Raw genomic sequence first — 15,361 nt, 5'->3', positions numbered from 1 at the left:
TCCGTAGTCATTGTGCTCACTTTTGCTTCACTGGTATGTCTGAATGACAGGGCCGGGCCAATCAAGACTCGACTGGCGGACGCTGCACGCGGATAGTTCGAGTTATTTTTGTTGGCACAGTGAATAGATTACTTTTCGTATTCGATAGAGTTGATGCACCAGGTGATAGTGCCGGCTTCCGTTTTTACCACGGCTTCGTCGTCGACTTCTTTTTTCAACAAAGCCCTGGCCATGGGAGAGTCTATCGAGATGTAGTCTTTGCGGCTGAATATCTCATCGTAGCCCACAATCCGGAACTTCAGCGTAGTGCCGGCCTCGTTCTCGACCTCCACCCAGGCACCAAAAAAAACCTTACCCTCTTGCTCGGACCGGTAGTCCACTATTTTGAGGTTTTCGAGACATTTGCGCAGGTAGCGAACCCGGCGGTCTATCTCGCGCAGCCTTTTCTTGTTGTATTGATAGTCGGCATTTTCGCTGCGATCGCCAAGGCTTGCCGCCCAGGCGACCTTGTTGGTCACCTCAGGGCGTTCGATCCGCCATAACTGGTCAAGTTCTTGGCGAAGGCTTTCGTAGCCTTGCCGGGTAATCAGTGGTGTGCGCAAGCGATGAACCTCATTCTTTAGTCCGCCGCCAACCCGACCACGGTTACCGCCTCTATCGCATCGGCGGGGGTAAAGCCGAACAATTGGCTGTAGAACGACAGTTCGCTCTCCAGGGCGCGCTTGATGGAGGCGGCCTGGCGAAAACCGTGTCCCTCGCCGGCAAAAGTAATATAGCTTACCGGCACGCCTCTCCGGCGCAGCATGTCCACCATGGTCTCGGCCTGGTTGGGCGGCACCACTTTATCGTCCAAGCCCTGAAAAAAGATGACCGGACAATTGAGGCGCGCGCCGTGATGAACCGGTGAGCGGGTGCGATAAAGTGCGCGCTCGGCCGGATAGGAACCCACCAGGCGGTCCATGTAGCGGGCTTCAAATTTGTGTGTGTCCCGCGCGAGGGTTTCCAGATCGCCGATGCCATAGAGGCTGGCGCCGGCGGCAAAGGTATCGGCAAACGCCAGCGCCGCCAGCACGGTGTAGCCGCCGGCACTACTGCCCCGGATCGCCAGCCGGTCCGGGTCAGCCAGACCCTCCTCGACCAGGTGCGCAGCGCCGGCGCAGACGTCTTCAACATCGGTTATGCCCCAGTTGCCGTAGAGTTGGCGGCGGTAATCGCGGCCGTAGCCGGTGCTGCCGCGATAATTCACATCCAGTACCGCAAAGCCGCGGCTGGTCCAGTACTGGATCTTCAGGTTCAGCGAAGACTCTGTGGCGCCGGTGGGGCCGCCGTGACAAAACACCAACAGCGGTGGTTTTTCAGGAGCCGGGCCCTGATAGCGCGCGTTGGTGGGCGGGTAGTAGAAACCGTGGGCAAGGGCGGTGCCGCTGGCAAAGGTAACTGCGCGGGGGACAGCGATATCCTCGGGTTCCAGGGCGGCATCGCCGGCGGTGGCGATCTGTTGCAGGCCGCCGTCGGTTTGCCACTGCCAGAGGCTCTCGCCGCAGGTGGCCGAGGCGCCCAGGAACAGTGCCTGAGGCTGGTCGTCGGCGGCTTCCGGGTTGCAGCACAGTGCCGAGATATCGCTCAATTCTTCGGCCATCCGTGTCAGCTCTCCGGCCACCGGGTCGAGCGTAGCCAACTGCCAGCGCCCGGCGGCGGTGTAGCAGCACAATACACGGCCCTGTCCCAGAAAGCCGTAGGTCGACATGCCGAAGCTCCACTGCGGGGTAGCGAATTCCGCCGCCAGCGGCGCAACCGGTTCCAGTCGCACCGGCCCCGCTGCCGGTATATAGCGGTAAAGATTCCACCAGTTGCTGCGGTCCGAGACCAGATAGAGATGTCCTTGTGGTGACCACTGCGGCTGAAATACCGATTCGCCATCGCCACCGGCGATGGTGCGCGCCGGGCCGGGCCGGCCGGTCGTATCCAGGGATGCCAGGCGACACTCGCTGCTGTCCCACGGCATATCGGGGTGATTCCAGCACAGCCAGCTCAGCTGATCACCGGCGGGCGACAGTCGCGGGTTGGCGTAGAAGTCGTCGCCCTGTACCAAAACCTGGACCGCCGGCTCGCCGTCGAGCGGCACCGCTACCAGGGTGTTGCGCGGCTCCGCTTTATCGACGCTGTGATCTTCACGTACACAGATCAGGCGCCGGCGTTGGCGGTCCAGGCACAGATCGGCGTGGCGATAGGCGCCCAGCGGTGTCAGCGGTTGCGGCAGGGGTGTTGATTGGCGGGTGTCGAGCCGGTAGATGCGCTGGTCGTCGAACAAGACGAAATACAGCACACCCCGGTCGACGCAAAAGCTGCCGCCGCCGTATTCGTGTACGCGCGAGCGGGCGTTGAGAGGGTGCGGAAGCACATCGCGGGTGATGCCACCGGCGTCGCGGTGGACAATGGCGTTGCGCCCTTTTTCCAGGGGCCGGGATTCGATCCAATAGAGATCGGTCCCGTCCAGCTGCGGCTCCGACAAGCGCACAGACTTGGCGGTCAACAACTCAGTGGTAACCGCAGAGGGCCAGCTACCATAGGGGGCGGTTATTTTACTCATTGGGCTTGCGGGTATCCTTCCGGGTGGCGGGGTAAAAGGACAAAGTTAGCAGCATCGGCGGCAGACTTAAATGGTATTGGTACCAGCGGTGCCGGCTCGACGGGGCTGCGGCAATTTACCCCGGCGGTTTCCTTGCGTACCCTGACCGATATTGCGACCTTGATGTTTTCGGCCGTCGGCCCGTTTCCTCAGGCGATTTACCCCCGGCAATGCCTGACCCGGCAAGCATGTTGCGGACCTTGCCGACCCCGGGCATTTTCTACTCCAGACGCTTTCTGGATCCAGGTACTTTCTCATTTTCGGATACTTGTTGTTCCAGGTACTCTCTAATCGAGGTACTCTCTAAACCAAGTACTTGTGACCCCAGGCACTCTCTACACATGGCCAATGTCTTTGTCGTTCTCACCCGATAGTCTCGCCGCCGCTCTGCAGCAACAGCCGGCGCCGCGACGCTGGGTCGTCGCCTACAGCGGCGGCCTGGATTCCAGCGTACTCCTGCACGCCCTCGCGCAACTGGCGCCGGCCATTCCGTGCTGTGCCCTGCATATCAATCACCGCCTGGCGGCGCAGAGTGATCAGTGGCAGCAACACTGCGCGGCCGCCTGTGCCCGCTGGCGGATCGACTTTTTCGCCGTTACCGTGGCGGTGACGCCTGCCGGCGAGGGTCCCGAGGCGGCGGCGCGACATGCCCGCTACGCGGCTTTCGAGCAGTTTCTGCAGGCGGGCGACTGCCTGCTGCAGGCCCATCATCTCGATGATCAAGCCGAGACCCTGTTGTTGCGGCTACTGCGTGGCAGCGGTCCGCGCGGGCTGGCGGGTATACGGCCGCAGCGGAACCTGGGGCGGGGGACGCTGCTGCGGCCGCTGCTGGCCTGGCGCCGTGACCAGTTGCACGACTATGCCCGCGAGCGGGGCCTGGATTGGATTGAGGACGGCAGCAACGCCGATACCCGTTTTGACCGCAACTACCTGCGCCACTCAGTGTTGCCGCTGCTGGCCGCGCGCTGGCCCGACTACCGCCAGCGCCTGGACCAGACAGCGGCTCTGTGTGCCGCCACAGAGCGCTTGAACCGCGACCAGGCGGAGGCGGATCTGGCCGCGCTGCAACCGCGTGGGGAGCGTCTGGGGCAGAGTATCGATCTGCCGCAATTGCGTGCCTGGCCCGGCTATCGGCGCCACAATGTGCTGCGCCACTGGTTTGCCTCGCAGCAACTCTCGACACCCGCCCTGGTGCATCTTCAGCAAGTCGAGCAGCAGTTGCTGGACGTCCGCGCCAGCGCCGCAGCTGCCGTGGCCTGGGGTGAACTGGAGGTGCGCAGCTATGGCGAGCGCCTGTATTGTTTGCCGTCCTTGCCGGCCCCCGCTGACAGGGTGCTGCAATGGTGTCCCGACACGGTGTTATTACTGCCGGACGGGGGGCTGCTGGCGGCGTCGAGCGCGACCGGCGGAGCCGGGCGCTTGCGCCCGGTGAGCCGGGTCGAGGTGCGCCGGCGCCGCGGTGGTGAGCGCTGCCGTCCCCACGATCGCGGGCACTCCCAGACCCTGAAAAAACTGCTCCAGGAACGCCGGCTGGAGCCCTGGCTGCGGGATCGGGTGCCGCTGATATACGTCGACGGCAAGTTGGCGGCGGTGGGCGATCTGTGGGTTTGCCGCGGGTTTGTGGCAGAGGCCGGTGAGCCCGGGCTCGAACTTGACTGGCGCTTTGACTAGGTTGCCGCAGCCGTCGCCGGCCGGCGCCGACTGTCAGGGTGGCTCCGGCCAGTCACCACATTGGATTGAGGCGCAGCCGACTTTCTGGTAATCTGGCGCCCCATCTCGAGGACCCCGGCCAGGGTTTCGAAACGAGTTGCAAAAGCGGCGAAAGTTTTTGATTTATTAGCAAAAGTTCCAGCTGCAGCGCCAGCAAATGTGCGGGTAAAAGCTCGGGTAAAAGTGCGGATATGAGTGCCGGCAAAAGCGCGTGTCAACATGACTGGGTCAATTGCCTATTTCCCCTGGCCGACATCCTTGCCACCTGCTCCGATTAAACATCTGTTGACCAGCAAGGTTATACATGACGCGATATATTTTCGTTACCGGCGGTGTTGTGTCCTCATTGGGCAAAGGCATTGCTTCCGCCTCGCTCGGTGCTATTTTGGAGGCCCGCGGGCTAAACGTCACCATTTTAAAGCTGGACCCCTATATCAACGTGGACCCGGGGACCATGAGCCCGTTCCAGCACGGCGAGGTCTATGTCACTGAGGACGGCGCCGAGACCGACCTCGATCTCGGGCACTACGAGCGTTTTCTGCACGCGAAGATGACCCGCCGCAACAACTTTACCACCGGCCGGGTCTACGAGACGGTGTTGCGAAAAGAGCGACGCGGCGACTATCTGGGCGGTACGGTGCAGGTCATTCCCCACATTACCGATGAAATTAAACGCCGGATCGTCGAGGGCGGCCGCGATGCGGAGGTGGCGCTGGTGGAAATCGGCGGCACCGTAGGCGATATCGAATCGCAACCGTTTCTGGAGGCGGTACGCCAGTTGAAGGTGGAAATGGGCGCGCAGCGGGCACAGTTGATTCACCTGACCCTGGTGCCCTATATCGCCACCGCCGGCGAAACCAAGACCAAGCCGACCCAGCACTCCGTCAAGGAGCTGCGCTCTATCGGCCTGCAACCGGATGTGCTGTTGTGCCGTTCCGAGCAGGTGGTGCCGGAGGATTCGCGGCGCAAGATCGCCCTGTTTACCAATGTCGAGGAACGCGCGGTGGTACCGCTGCCCGATGCCGATACTATCTACGCCATACCGCGGCTGCTGAAAGAACACGACCTGGATCAGATTGTGTTGGATAAATTCGGTCTCGAGGCGCCGCCGGCGGATTTATCGGCATGGGACCGGGTTGTTGACGGTGAACTGAACCCGGAGCGCGATATCACCATCGCCATGGTGGGCAAATATATGGATTTGCTCGACGCCTACAAGTCCCTGAATGAGTCACTGGTGCACGCCGGTATCCATACCCGGACCCGGGTCAATATCAGGTACATCAACGCCGAACAGGTCGAAGAGCAGGGGGTGGATATTCTCGCCGACGCCGATGCCATCCTCGTCCCCGGCGGTTTCGGCGAGCGCGGGCTCGACGGCAAACTGATGTCGGTGCGCTACGCCCGCGAAAACAAGGTGCCCTACCTGGGTATCTGCCTGGGTATGCAGACGGCGGTGATTGAATTTGCCCGCAATGTGTTGAAGCTCGAGGCCGCCAACAGCACCGAGTTCGACCGGCGCACCCCGCACCCGGTGATCGGTTTGATTACCGAGTGGACCACTGCCGAGGGCAGTGTCGAAACCCGGGACGAAAGCTCCGATCTCGGCGGCACCATGCGCCTGGGCGGCCAGGAGTGCCGTCTGGTCAGCGGCGCCAATACCCGCGCCATCTACGGTGCTGATGTGATTGTGGAACGGCATCGCCACCGCTTTGAAGTCAACAATAATTACGTCGACCGGCTGCAACAGGCGGGGTTGCGTGTCGGTGGCTGGTCGGCCGACGACACCCTGGTGGAAGTGGTGGAGGTTGTCGATCACCCCTGGTTTGTCGCCTGTCAGTTTCATCCGGAGTTCACCTCCACCCCGCGCGATGGCCACCCGTTGTTCATTTCTTTTGTCAAGGCCGCCATTGATTACCGCGGCGCATAAACGGTGCAGGCGCGGTGATGTCAGCAGACAGGTTGTCGGCCCTTTATTGAAACTTCCATTAAAAGTGTTATTGAGAGTTTAGGTATGCAGTGTAGAACCGTTACTGTCGGGAATATGGATATCGCCAACGACCGGCCGTTTGTGCTGTTCGGAGGTATGAATGTGCTGGAGTCCCGCGACCTGGCCTTGCAGACCGCTGAAGCTTATAAGGAAGTCACCGACAAACTGGGCATCGGTTATATCTTCAAAGCCTCGTTTGACAAGGCTAATCGCTCCTCGGTGCATTCTTACCGCGGGCCCGGTATAGAAGCGGGGTTAAAGATTTTCGAAGAGATAAAGGCGACTTTCGGGGTGCCGGTCATCACCGATCTGCACGAGCCGCAGCAAGCCGCGCCGGTGGCGGAGGTTGCCGATGTGATTCAATTGCCGGCCTTCCTGGCCCGGCAGACCGACCTGGTGGCGGCCATGGCCCGCACCGGTGCGGCGATCAATATCAAGAAGCCGCAGTTTATCAGCCCCGCCCAGATGGGTAATATCGTGGAAAAATTTCGCGAATGTGGCAACGATCGGCTACTGTTGTGCGAGCGCGGCAGTTGTTTCGGCTACGATAACCTGGTGGTGGATATGCTGGGGTTTCGCACCATGGCGGAGGCCAGCGGCGGCGCGCCCCTGATCTTCGACGTGACCCATGCGCTGCAGTGTCGCGATCCCCTGGGTGCGGCGTCCGGCGGCCGCCGCCGGCAGGTGGCGGAGTTGGGTCGCGCCGGTATGGCGGTGGGTTTGGCGGGGTTGTTTTTGGAGGCGCACCCGTCCCCCGATCAGGCGCTCTGTGATGGTCCCAGCGCCCTGCCTCTGCACCAACTCGAACCTTTCCTGGCACAGATGAAAGCGGTCGATGATATGGTCAAGTGTTTGCCGCCGCTGGAGATTACGTGATGATCTGGCGCCGGGGCGGCGCGGAGGTCGCACACCAAGATAAAACAAGACAAGCAAGACCAACCCTGGAGCTATTTTTAACATGAGTAAGATCGTTGATATCAAAGCCTTTGAGGTTCTCGACAGCCGCGGCAATCCCACCGTCAATGCCGACGTCGTGCTGGAGTCGGGGGTTGTCGGTTCCGCCTGCGCGCCCTCCGGCGCCTCCACCGGTTCGCGCGAAGCACTGGAGTTGCGCGACGGCGACAAGAGCCGTTACCTGGGCAAAGGCGTGTTGAAAGCGGTGGCCAACATCAACACCACCATCAGAGAATTGTTGGTAGGTAAGGACGCGGCAGATCAACGCGGCCTCGATCGCGCCATGATCGAGGCGGACGGTACGGAAAACAAATCCGTACTCGGCGCCAATGCCGTGTTGGCCGTCTCCCTGGCGGCGGCGAAAGCCGCGGCGGCCGACAAGGGAATACCGCTGTACCAGCACATTGCCGAGATCAACGGCAGCGCCGGCCACTACACCCTGCCGGTGCCGATGATGAATATTCTCAATGGCGGCGAACACGCCGACAACAACGTCGACATCCAGGAGTTTATGATTCAACCGGTCAAGGTCGACAGCTTTGCCGAGGCCCTGCGCCAGGGCGCGGAAATTTTTCACGCCCTGAAAAAAGTGCTGCAGGAGCGCGGGCTCAGCACCGCGGTCGGCGACGAAGGAGGGTTTGCCCCGGACCTGCCGTCCAATGAAGCCGCGCTCGAGGTGATTGCCGAAGCCGTTGCCAACGCCGGCTACACACTCGGTGACGATATCACCCTGGCCATGGACTGCGCCGCTTCGGAGTTTTACAAAAACGGCAAGTACGATCTGGCCGGCGAAGGTAAGGTGTATTCTGCCGCGGAGTTTGCCGACTACCTCGCTGAGCTGGCGGCCCGCTACCCGGTTCTGTCGATTGAAGACGGTATGGATGAGAGCGATTGGGACGGTTGGGCGACATTGACGGCGAAGCTGGGTGATAAAGTGCAACTCGTGGGCGATGACTTGTTTGTCACCAACACCAAAATACTCAAGCGCGGTATAGACAGTAATACCGCCAATTCGATCCTGATCAAGTTCAACCAGATCGGCTCGCTGTCGGAGACCCTCGATGCCATAAAGATGGCGAAAGATGCCGGCTTCACCGCGGTTATCTCCCACCGCTCCGGCGAGACCGAAGATACCACCATCGCCGACCTGGCGGTGGCGACTGCCGCCGGTCAGATCAAGACCGGTTCGCTGTGTCGCTCCGACCGGGTTGCCAAGTACAATCGGCTCTTGCGTATCGAGGCGGAGCTGGGCGCGCAGGCACCCTATCGCGGCCGCGCCGAGTTTAAGGCCTGATACCCGCCGGCGGACCGGGGACAGACTATGAAGTGGATTGTTGGCATTTTACTCTTGCTGCTGCTCGGGCTGCAGTATCGGCTCTGGGTGGGAGATGGCAGCTTTGCGGAAGTGACGCGCCTGGAGCGCGAAATTCGCCAGCAACACGTCGAAAACGATCGCCTGCGCGAGCGCAATCGGGTACTGGCGATCGAGGTGGGAGAGTTGAAAGCGGGGCTCGACAGTGTCGAGGCCCGCGCCCGTGAGGATATGGGGATGATCAAAAACGGGGAGACTTTCTACATGGTTGTCGATGACGATAAACAATAACACCGGGACCCGCCATCTTGCCTGATCAGTCCAGTGCCGCCGGTGCGCCCAAATTCTGGGTCGTGGTGCCGGCGGCGGGTATCGGTACCCGCATGGGTGCCGACAAGCCCAAACAATATCTCTCGCTGCTCGGGCAGACAGTGCTCGAGCACACGTTGCAGCGCCTGCTGAGCCTGGCCGGTATCGAGGGCTTGGTGGTTGCCATTCACCCCTTCGATGACCTGTGGCCGGCGTTGCCGTTGGCCCAAGACCCAAGAATCGAGTCGGTGGACGGCGGCCACGAGCGCTGTGACTCGGTGTTGAACGGGCTGCGGCAACTGGCGCCCCGGGCACACAAACTGGACTGGGTGCTGGTTCACGACGCGGCGCGACCCTGCGTGCGTGCCGAGACCATTCACACGCTCTGTGAAGCGCTGCGCGAACACCTGGTCGGCGGTATTCTCGGCGTGCCGGTCAGCGACACACTGAAGCGACTCGACGAACACTACGGTATCCAGGCGACGCTGGATCGACGTGCGCTCTGGTACGCCCAGACCCCGCAAATGTTTCGCTACGGCCTGTTGCGCCAGGCGCTCGAAGAGGCGGCGGCGAACAAACGGGCGGTGACCGATGAAGCCTCGGCGCTGGAAGCCCTGGGTTATTGCCCGCGGATGGTGGAGGGGAGTCGCGACAATATAAAAATTACCCGGCCGGAGGATTTGGCGCTGGCCGCCATGATTTTGTCCCGCCAGCAGGGTGAGGCGCTCCAGCCAGGTGAGGAAAACGGCCGGTGAGAATCGGACACGGTTACGACGTTCACGCCTTCGGTGCCGGTGATAAGATCGTTATCGGCGGCGTGGTGATACCCCATTCGCAGGGGCTGATTGCTCATTCTGACGGCGATGTGCTCTTGCACGCGCTCTGCGACGCACTGCTCGGGGCCATAGCCGCCGGTGATATCGGCCGGCACTTTCCCGATTCCGACCCGCAGTACCGCAACGCCGACAGCCGCACGCTGCTGCGCCTGGTGTTTACCAAGGTGAAGGCCGCCGGCCTGCGGCTCGGTAACGCCGACCTGACCCTGGTGGCCGAGGCGCCGAGAATGGCGACTTATATCCCCCATATGTCAGCCAATATAGCGGCCGACCTGGAGGCGCAAGTGGACCAGGTCAACGTCAAGGCCACCACCACCGAGCGACTCGGTTTTACCGGTCGCCGGGAGGGAATTGCCGCTCATGCCGTCGTGCTGTTGACCGACGCACCCTGATGAATGACTTTTTCCTGGACTTTCCCCGCATTGGCGGCGAGCCGCCGGTGCGGGCCGTGTTTCGGGCTCGGCCCGAGGACTTCTGGGTCGACGAGGAGCTCGGTTGGGAACCCGACGGCAGTGGCGAACATGCCTATCTGCATATCGAAAAGCGCGGTGCGAATACTGCCTGGGTGGCGGCCCGGCTTGCCGAGTTGGCGGGCGTGCGCGGTCTGGATGTCGGTTACTGCGGTTTGAAGGACAGGCATGCGGTCACCCGGCAGTGGTTCAGTGTCTATCTTGCCGCTGCCGCCGAGCCCCGGTGGCACGACCTGCCGGCGGGCTTGACCGTGTTGGCACAGACCCGCCACCGCAGTAAATTGCGGCGCGGCCAGCACCGGCGCAATCATTTTGTGGTGTGCCTGCGCCAGTTGCGGGGGGAAACGCAGGCGCTGGAAGCGCGCCTGCGGCACCTGGCCGACGACGGCTGCCCCAACTATTTCGGCGAGCAGCGCTTTGGCCGCCAGGGCGATAACCTGCGCCGGGCCGAGCGGCTACTGGTCGATCGGGCCGCGGCCGGGCGCGATCGTCATCAGCGTGGGCTGCTGTTGTCTGCGGCGCGCGCTTATTTGTTTAATCTGGTGTTGGCACAGCGGGTCAGTGACGGCAGTTGGAACATCCTGCTCGATGGGGAGGCTGCCGTCGACGGCCAGCCCACCGCACCGCTGTGGGGGCGGGGGCGCGCGCCGGCGACCGGCGCCGCATCGGCGCTGGAACAGCGGGCGCTGGCGGATTGGCACGGCTGGTGCCACGGCCTGGAGCACACCGGGTTAAAACAGGCGCGGCGTGTCACGGTGTTGCGACCGCAACAGTTTCGCTGGCGTTGGCTGGAGGCGGACTTGCAGCTCGAGTTCGCGCTGGCGCCGGGTGAGTTTGCGACCTCGCTGTTGCGGGAAATAGCGGTGCTGGAGAGTTGACGGGTGGGCGGGTTTCCTGTGATATAGTTGGCGCTTTTTAATCCGGGAGCCGTAGCTGTTGTTTGGGGGAAGGGTGTGAACCGTATAAATTTAGAGGGCGTCGGCATGACGTCCCAGCGCACGCGCGAACGCCTGGTTCAGCGTCTGCAGGAGCAGGGCGTGGCGGACCTGCAGGTGCTCGATATCATCGGCAATACCCCCCGGCATATTTTTCTGGACGAGGCGCTCTCCCACCGCGCCTATGAAGACACGGCGCTGCCTATCGGCCACGGCCAGACACTCTCCCAGCCCTATATCGTCGCCCGTATGACCGAGGTCCTGATCGGTGCGGCCGGGCGGTTGGACAAGGTGCTGGAGGTGGGGACCGGCTCCGGTTACCAGACCGCTATACTGGCGCAAATGGTGGAGCAGGTGTTCAGTGTCGAGCGCATCAAACCCCTGCAGGACAAAGCCCGTGATCGGTTGCGGCGGCTGGGGTTGCGCAATGTGCAACTGCGCCATGCCGACGGTGGTCTCGGCTGGCCGGAGATGGGGCCGTTTAACGGTATTTTGAGCACCGCCGCGCCCCGCGAAGTGCCGCGGGAGCTACTGGCGCAGCTGGCGCCGGGCGGCGCATTGGTGATTCCGGTGGGGGCCGGCGCGCAGGAATTGCGCTTGATTCTGCGCGAGGACGATACGGACAATTTCATTACCCAAACCCTCGAGTCGGTAAAATTCGTGCCGCTGTTATCCGGGACCACACGCTAGTGTCCGCTCCGCTTGATGCGCATCCTTTCAACGCAACATCCAACACCGGTGGCAGGTCTTGCCTCACCGACCACCGGCAATTACAAGGTCTCCGGCGGCCCTGGCTGGCGTGCTCCGCCGGCGCTGATACGCCGCGCCGCGCTCACGTTGGGTGTCTCCCTCGGCAATATAGCGAATGCTATCCGCGCAACTCATATTGTTTTGTGCGACCTTTCATTTTGTGCGGCCTTTCCCAAGGGCTCCGAAATCATGCAAGTCATCCGGACAAAACACTAGGAGAGAGTTGACCATGGGGCGTTCACGCTACCCGGTTTTAGTATTGAAGGGGATGGCCATGGGAGCCGCCGATGTGGTGCCCGGGGTATCCGGCGGCACCATTGCGTTTATCTCGGGTATCTACTCAGAGTTGATTGACTCGCTCAGAAGCATCAATCTCGAGGCCTTGCAGACGCTGCGCCGCCGCGGCATCGGGGCCTGCTGGCAAGTCATTAACGGCAACTTCCTGCTGGCCCTGTTTACCGGTATCGCCATTAGCCTGGTGACCCTTGCCCGGGTGATCAATTACTGCCTGACCCATTACCCGATCCATGTGTGGTCGTTTTTCTTCGGGCTGATTCTGGCTTCGATCTTCTACATGGTGCGCCAGACCGGTGCCTGGCACCGGCGCGAACTGCTGGCCCTGGTGCTGGGCACGGGCATTGCCCTGGCTATCTCCATGGCCAAACCCGCCGCCCTGCCGGGCGAGTGGTGGATGGCGTTGCTGGCCGGTAGTGTTGCCATCTGCGCGATGATACTGCCAGGCATATCTGGCAGTTTTATTTTGCTGTTGATGGGTATGTACAGTGCCATCCTGAGGGCCATCGAAGACCTGGATTGGTTGTTGTTGGCCAGTTTCGGTGTTGGCTGTGCCTGTGGCCTACTGGCGTTTTCCCATGTGCTGTCGTGGCTGCTGCGGCGTTTTTACACCCTGACGCTGTCGTTCCTGACCGGGTTCTTAGTCGGTTCCCTGAATATTATCTGGCCCTGGAAGCAGACCTTGCAGACGACTCTGAATCGCCACGGAGAAGAAGTGCCGCTGGTGCAGTCAAACCTCTGGCCCGCCACCTACAGCGAACTCACCGGCCTTGCCGCCCATACCGGCTGGGCGCTAATGCTGGCATTATTGGGCATGGTCGTGGTTTTGGGTTTTGAGAGGCTTGCTGGCGGCGAAAATAGACAGTCTAAAGACCTATAATTGTAAAGGCTATTACTATTGGTAGAGTACAAAAAATCGGAAATTTCTAATTGGCAATGATTTTTTCGTAAAAATTTGTAGGGCAGGTTAGACAAATTTCTAATAAGTTTTTGGTATTAAGCACAAAAGTACATATTGGTTGCTAACATTTACTCACATTAACCAGGTTGTCGGCATGCGGACATTTACCCGAGTAGCCGCCGGTAGGCTGGCTGGGGTGTTCAAAATATTGAGCACGCTTTTATGGCTTGCAGCCTGTAGTAGTTCACCGCAGGAAGCGCCCGTTCAGGACCTTTCACCGCCGCCGTCACAGAAGCTGACCCACCACACGGTGACCCGGGGCGACACATTATTTTCGATCGCCTGGAGGTATGGTCTTGATTACAAGGCCCTAGCGCGCCGCAACGGTATTGACGCTGAGTACAGAATCTATCCCGGCCAGCGCCTGGCGCTGGACGTAAGACTCAAACCGGTTGCAAAGCCGCCGCCGGCGAAACCGAAATTGCGTTCAAAAAGTCAAACGAAATCCGCGCCGGTGGTTCCGGCGCCGCAACCGTCAAACAATCAATTGCGGTGGCGATGGCCTGTACAGGGCAAAATACTGCAGCGCTTCTCCCCTAACAATGGCCTCAATAAAGGGATTGATATTGTCGGAAATTTAGGCCAGCCTGTACTTTCAGCGGCTCCGGGAATGGTGGTTTACGCCGGCAACGGGGTTCGCGGTTACGGCAACTTACTCATCGTCAAGCACAACCAGCGGTATCTGAGTGCTTACGCTCACAGTCGCAGAATACTCGTGAGAGAGGGTGACCGCGTTAAAGCGGGACAGAAAATTGCCGAAATAGGTTCAAGTGGCACTGACAGGAACAAACTGCATTTTGAGATACGTCGTAATGGTAAACCGGTTGATCCACTTAAATACCTGCCAAAACGATAAGAAACAAGAAATGGAGTTGTTGATCGCACAATAAAAAACTACATGCAGTTGCTACTGCTGCAGCGATCAAAAAGTAGTGGTCCACAGAGGGTGTACGGCATTTGGACTGGCGTGTTTGCCGGTCCGGATTGACACACAACCGATAACTCAAAGGGCTAGCAACATGGCAGTATTACGTAGGGAAGAGAGCAACAGCCAGATAGAAGAAAAGTTCCTGGTACAGGAATTAGATGTGGAAGTAAGCACGGATCAGGATGTGGACCCCGATGCAATTGAATCATCTGCACAAGCCGCCGCACGACCCGCCCCGCAACCCAAGGCAAAAACCAGAGCCAAACCTAAACCCGGCAACAGCCGTATTGAGACTGATAAGTTTCAGAAAACGCTCGACGCCACCCAGCTCTACTTAAACGAAATCGGCTTCTCGCCGTTGTTGAGTGCCGAAGAAGAGGTTTTCTTTGCCCGTAAAGCACTGCGCGGTGAAGAGGCTGCCCGCAAACGCATGATTGAAAGTAATCTGCGGCTGGTGGTGAAAATTGCCCGCCGCTATGTCAATCGCGGGCTGGCGCTGTTGGACCTGATTGAAGAGGGCAACCTGGGTTTGATCAGGGCGGTGGAGAAGTTTGACCCGGAGCGGGGTTTTCGGTTCTCCACCTATGCCACTTGGTGGATTCGCCAGACTATCGAGCGGGCCATCATGAACCAGACGCGCACCATCCGGCTGCCGATTCACGTGGTGAAAGAGCTGAATGTGTATCTGCGTGCCGCGCGGGAACTGGCGCAGAAACTCGACCATGAACCCACGCCGGACGATATCGCCACCCTGCTGGAAAGGCCGGTCGAGGACGTGGAAAAAATGCTCGGCCTCAACGAACGGGTAGCGTCCGTCGATGTGCCTATCGGTCCCTCATCCGAGAAAGCGCTGGTCGACACCATTCCCGACCAACATGTTTCCGATCCGGCGGCACTGCTGCAAGACAGTGACTTAAGCGCCAGTATCAACGACTGGTTATCGGAGCTGACTGAAAAGCAGCGCGAGGTGGTGGCCCGGCGTTTTGGCCTGCGCGGTTACGAGATGAGCACGCTGGAGGAGGTGGGCCGGGAAATTGGCCTGACCCGCGAGCGGGTGCGGCAGATTCAGGTCGAAGCATTGAAACGACTGCGGGATATTCTCGAGAAGCAGGGGCTCAACGGCGAAGCGCTGTTTAGTGTTTGAGTTGTTTCAGGGCTGATTGGCAGCTTGCCGGCGGTTGTCGGTGCCATTGGTACAGGGGAGTGGTACCCTTCGAAGGGGTCGGGGGGGGGGGTTTTTTTTTGAGAAAAAAGAAGGGGGAAGAATGAAAAAACACCAACCC

General features: G+C 60.4%; 14 protein-coding genes. 12 read left to right on the top strand and 2 right to left on the bottom strand.

Translation table 11 applies throughout. From position 1 onward, the window contains the following. Window positions 1-128: 128 nt before the first annotated feature. Window positions 129-602, bottom strand: coding sequence for a transcription elongation factor GreB (gene greB, locus FKG94_RS03575; protein WP_142902819.1), 474 nt, complete (start codon window positions 600-602; stop codon window positions 129-131). Between the two features lie 17 nt (window positions 603-619). Then, window positions 620-2,590, bottom strand: a complete 1,971-nt coding sequence (locus tag FKG94_RS03570) for a S9 family peptidase (RefSeq protein WP_142902818.1) — start codon at window positions 2,588-2,590, stop codon at window positions 620-622. Window positions 2,591-2,983: 393 nt separating this feature from the next. Here FKG94_RS03570 and tilS point away from each other — a divergent pair, with 393 nt between their 5' ends. The 12 genes from tilS to rpoS all read left to right on the top strand — a co-directional run bounded on the left by tilS (window position 2,984) and on the right by rpoS (window position 15,222). Continuing rightward, on the top strand, window positions 2,984-4,300 hold the full coding sequence (gene tilS / locus FKG94_RS03565) for a tRNA lysidine(34) synthetase TilS (RefSeq protein WP_425460027.1): 1,317 nt from the start codon (window positions 2,984-2,986) through the stop codon (window positions 4,298-4,300). 343 nt (window positions 4,301-4,643) lie between these two features. Next, window positions 4,644-6,269, top strand: coding sequence for a CTP synthase (locus tag FKG94_RS03560; RefSeq protein ID WP_142902816.1), 1,626 nt, complete (start codon window positions 4,644-4,646; stop codon window positions 6,267-6,269). Between the two features lie 84 nt (window positions 6,270-6,353). Then, window positions 6,354-7,205 (top strand): 3-deoxy-8-phosphooctulonate synthase, encoded by an 852-nt coding sequence (kdsA, locus tag FKG94_RS03555; RefSeq protein WP_142902815.1) that lies wholly within the window; start codon window positions 6,354-6,356, stop codon window positions 7,203-7,205. Between the two features lie 82 nt (window positions 7,206-7,287). Beyond that, entirely contained in the window at window positions 7,288-8,577 is a 1,290-nt protein-coding gene (gene eno, locus FKG94_RS03550) for a phosphopyruvate hydratase (RefSeq protein ID WP_142902814.1), read from the top strand. A 27-nt stretch (window positions 8,578-8,604) separates the two neighbouring features. Further along, window positions 8,605-8,886 carry a cell division protein FtsB gene (gene ftsB / locus FKG94_RS03545; protein ID WP_142902813.1) on the top strand — a complete coding sequence of 94 codons (282 nt, stop codon included), beginning with the start codon at window positions 8,605-8,607 and terminating at the stop codon, window positions 8,884-8,886. Window positions 8,887-8,903: 17 nt separating this feature from the next. Next, window positions 8,904-9,659, top strand: coding sequence for a 2-C-methyl-D-erythritol 4-phosphate cytidylyltransferase (gene ispD / locus FKG94_RS03540; protein ID WP_142902812.1), 756 nt, complete (start codon window positions 8,904-8,906; stop codon window positions 9,657-9,659). After that, on the top strand, window positions 9,656-10,132 hold the full coding sequence (gene ispF / locus FKG94_RS03535; RefSeq protein ID WP_142902811.1) for a 2-C-methyl-D-erythritol 2,4-cyclodiphosphate synthase: 477 nt from the start codon (window positions 9,656-9,658) through the stop codon (window positions 10,130-10,132). The genes ispD and ispF overlap by 4 nt, the downstream gene beginning before the upstream one ends. Further along, window positions 10,132-11,088: a tRNA pseudouridine(13) synthase TruD gene (truD, locus tag FKG94_RS03530; RefSeq protein ID WP_142902810.1), complete on the top strand. Its 957-nt coding sequence runs from the start codon at window positions 10,132-10,134 to the stop codon at window positions 11,086-11,088. The genes ispF and truD overlap by 1 nt, the downstream gene beginning before the upstream one ends. A 105-nt stretch (window positions 11,089-11,193) precedes the next feature. Further along, entirely contained in the window at window positions 11,194-11,835 is a 642-nt protein-coding gene (locus FKG94_RS03525) for a protein-L-isoaspartate(D-aspartate) O-methyltransferase (protein ID WP_142903045.1), read from the top strand. 289 nt (window positions 11,836-12,124) lie between these two features. Next, window positions 12,125-13,069, top strand: coding sequence for a polyprenyl-phosphate transporter (locus FKG94_RS03520; RefSeq protein WP_246124905.1), 945 nt, complete (start codon window positions 12,125-12,127; stop codon window positions 13,067-13,069). 175 nt (window positions 13,070-13,244) lie between these two features. Further along, window positions 13,245-14,006 carry a peptidoglycan DD-metalloendopeptidase family protein gene (locus FKG94_RS03515; protein ID WP_142902809.1) on the top strand — a complete coding sequence of 254 codons (762 nt, stop codon included), beginning with the start codon at window positions 13,245-13,247 and terminating at the stop codon, window positions 14,004-14,006. 163 nt (window positions 14,007-14,169) lie between these two features. After that, complete coding sequence (gene rpoS / locus FKG94_RS03510) at window positions 14,170-15,222, top strand: RNA polymerase sigma factor RpoS (RefSeq protein WP_246124901.1); 1,053 nt, start codon at window positions 14,170-14,172, stop codon at window positions 15,220-15,222. Window positions 15,223-15,361 lie beyond the last annotated feature (139 nt).

The sequence above is a fragment of the Exilibacterium tricleocarpae genome, from assembly GCF_007004655.1.
GTDB lineage: Bacteria > Pseudomonadota > Gammaproteobacteria > Pseudomonadales > Cellvibrionaceae > Exilibacterium > Exilibacterium tricleocarpae.
This window is presented reverse-complemented; position numbering and strand designations above follow the sequence as displayed.

Excerpts from the sequence above, each read along its gene's own strand:
- FKG94_RS03570 (WP_142902818.1), bottom strand. The coding sequence starts at position 2,590 with ATGAGTAAAATAACCGCCCCCTATGGTAGCTGGCCCTCTGCGGTTACC.
- FKG94_RS03560 (WP_142902816.1), top strand. The coding sequence starts at position 4,644 with ATGACGCGATATATTTTCGTTACCGGCGGTGTTGTGTCCTCATTGGGC.
- kdsA (WP_142902815.1), top strand. The coding sequence starts at position 6,354 with ATGCAGTGTAGAACCGTTACTGTCGGGAATATGGATATCGCCAACGAC.
- eno (WP_142902814.1), top strand. The coding sequence starts at position 7,288 with ATGAGTAAGATCGTTGATATCAAAGCCTTTGAGGTTCTCGACAGCCGC.
- ftsB (WP_142902813.1), top strand. The coding sequence starts at position 8,605 with ATGAAGTGGATTGTTGGCATTTTACTCTTGCTGCTGCTCGGGCTGCAG.
- truD (WP_142902810.1), top strand. The coding sequence starts at position 10,132 with ATGAATGACTTTTTCCTGGACTTTCCCCGCATTGGCGGCGAGCCGCCG.
- FKG94_RS03525 (WP_142903045.1), top strand. The coding sequence starts at position 11,194 with ATGACGTCCCAGCGCACGCGCGAACGCCTGGTTCAGCGTCTGCAGGAG.
- FKG94_RS03520 (WP_246124905.1), top strand. The coding sequence starts at position 12,125 with ATGGGGCGTTCACGCTACCCGGTTTTAGTATTGAAGGGGATGGCCATG.
- FKG94_RS03515 (WP_142902809.1), top strand. The coding sequence starts at position 13,245 with ATGCGGACATTTACCCGAGTAGCCGCCGGTAGGCTGGCTGGGGTGTTC.
- rpoS (WP_246124901.1), top strand. The coding sequence starts at position 14,170 with ATGGCAGTATTACGTAGGGAAGAGAGCAACAGCCAGATAGAAGAAAAG.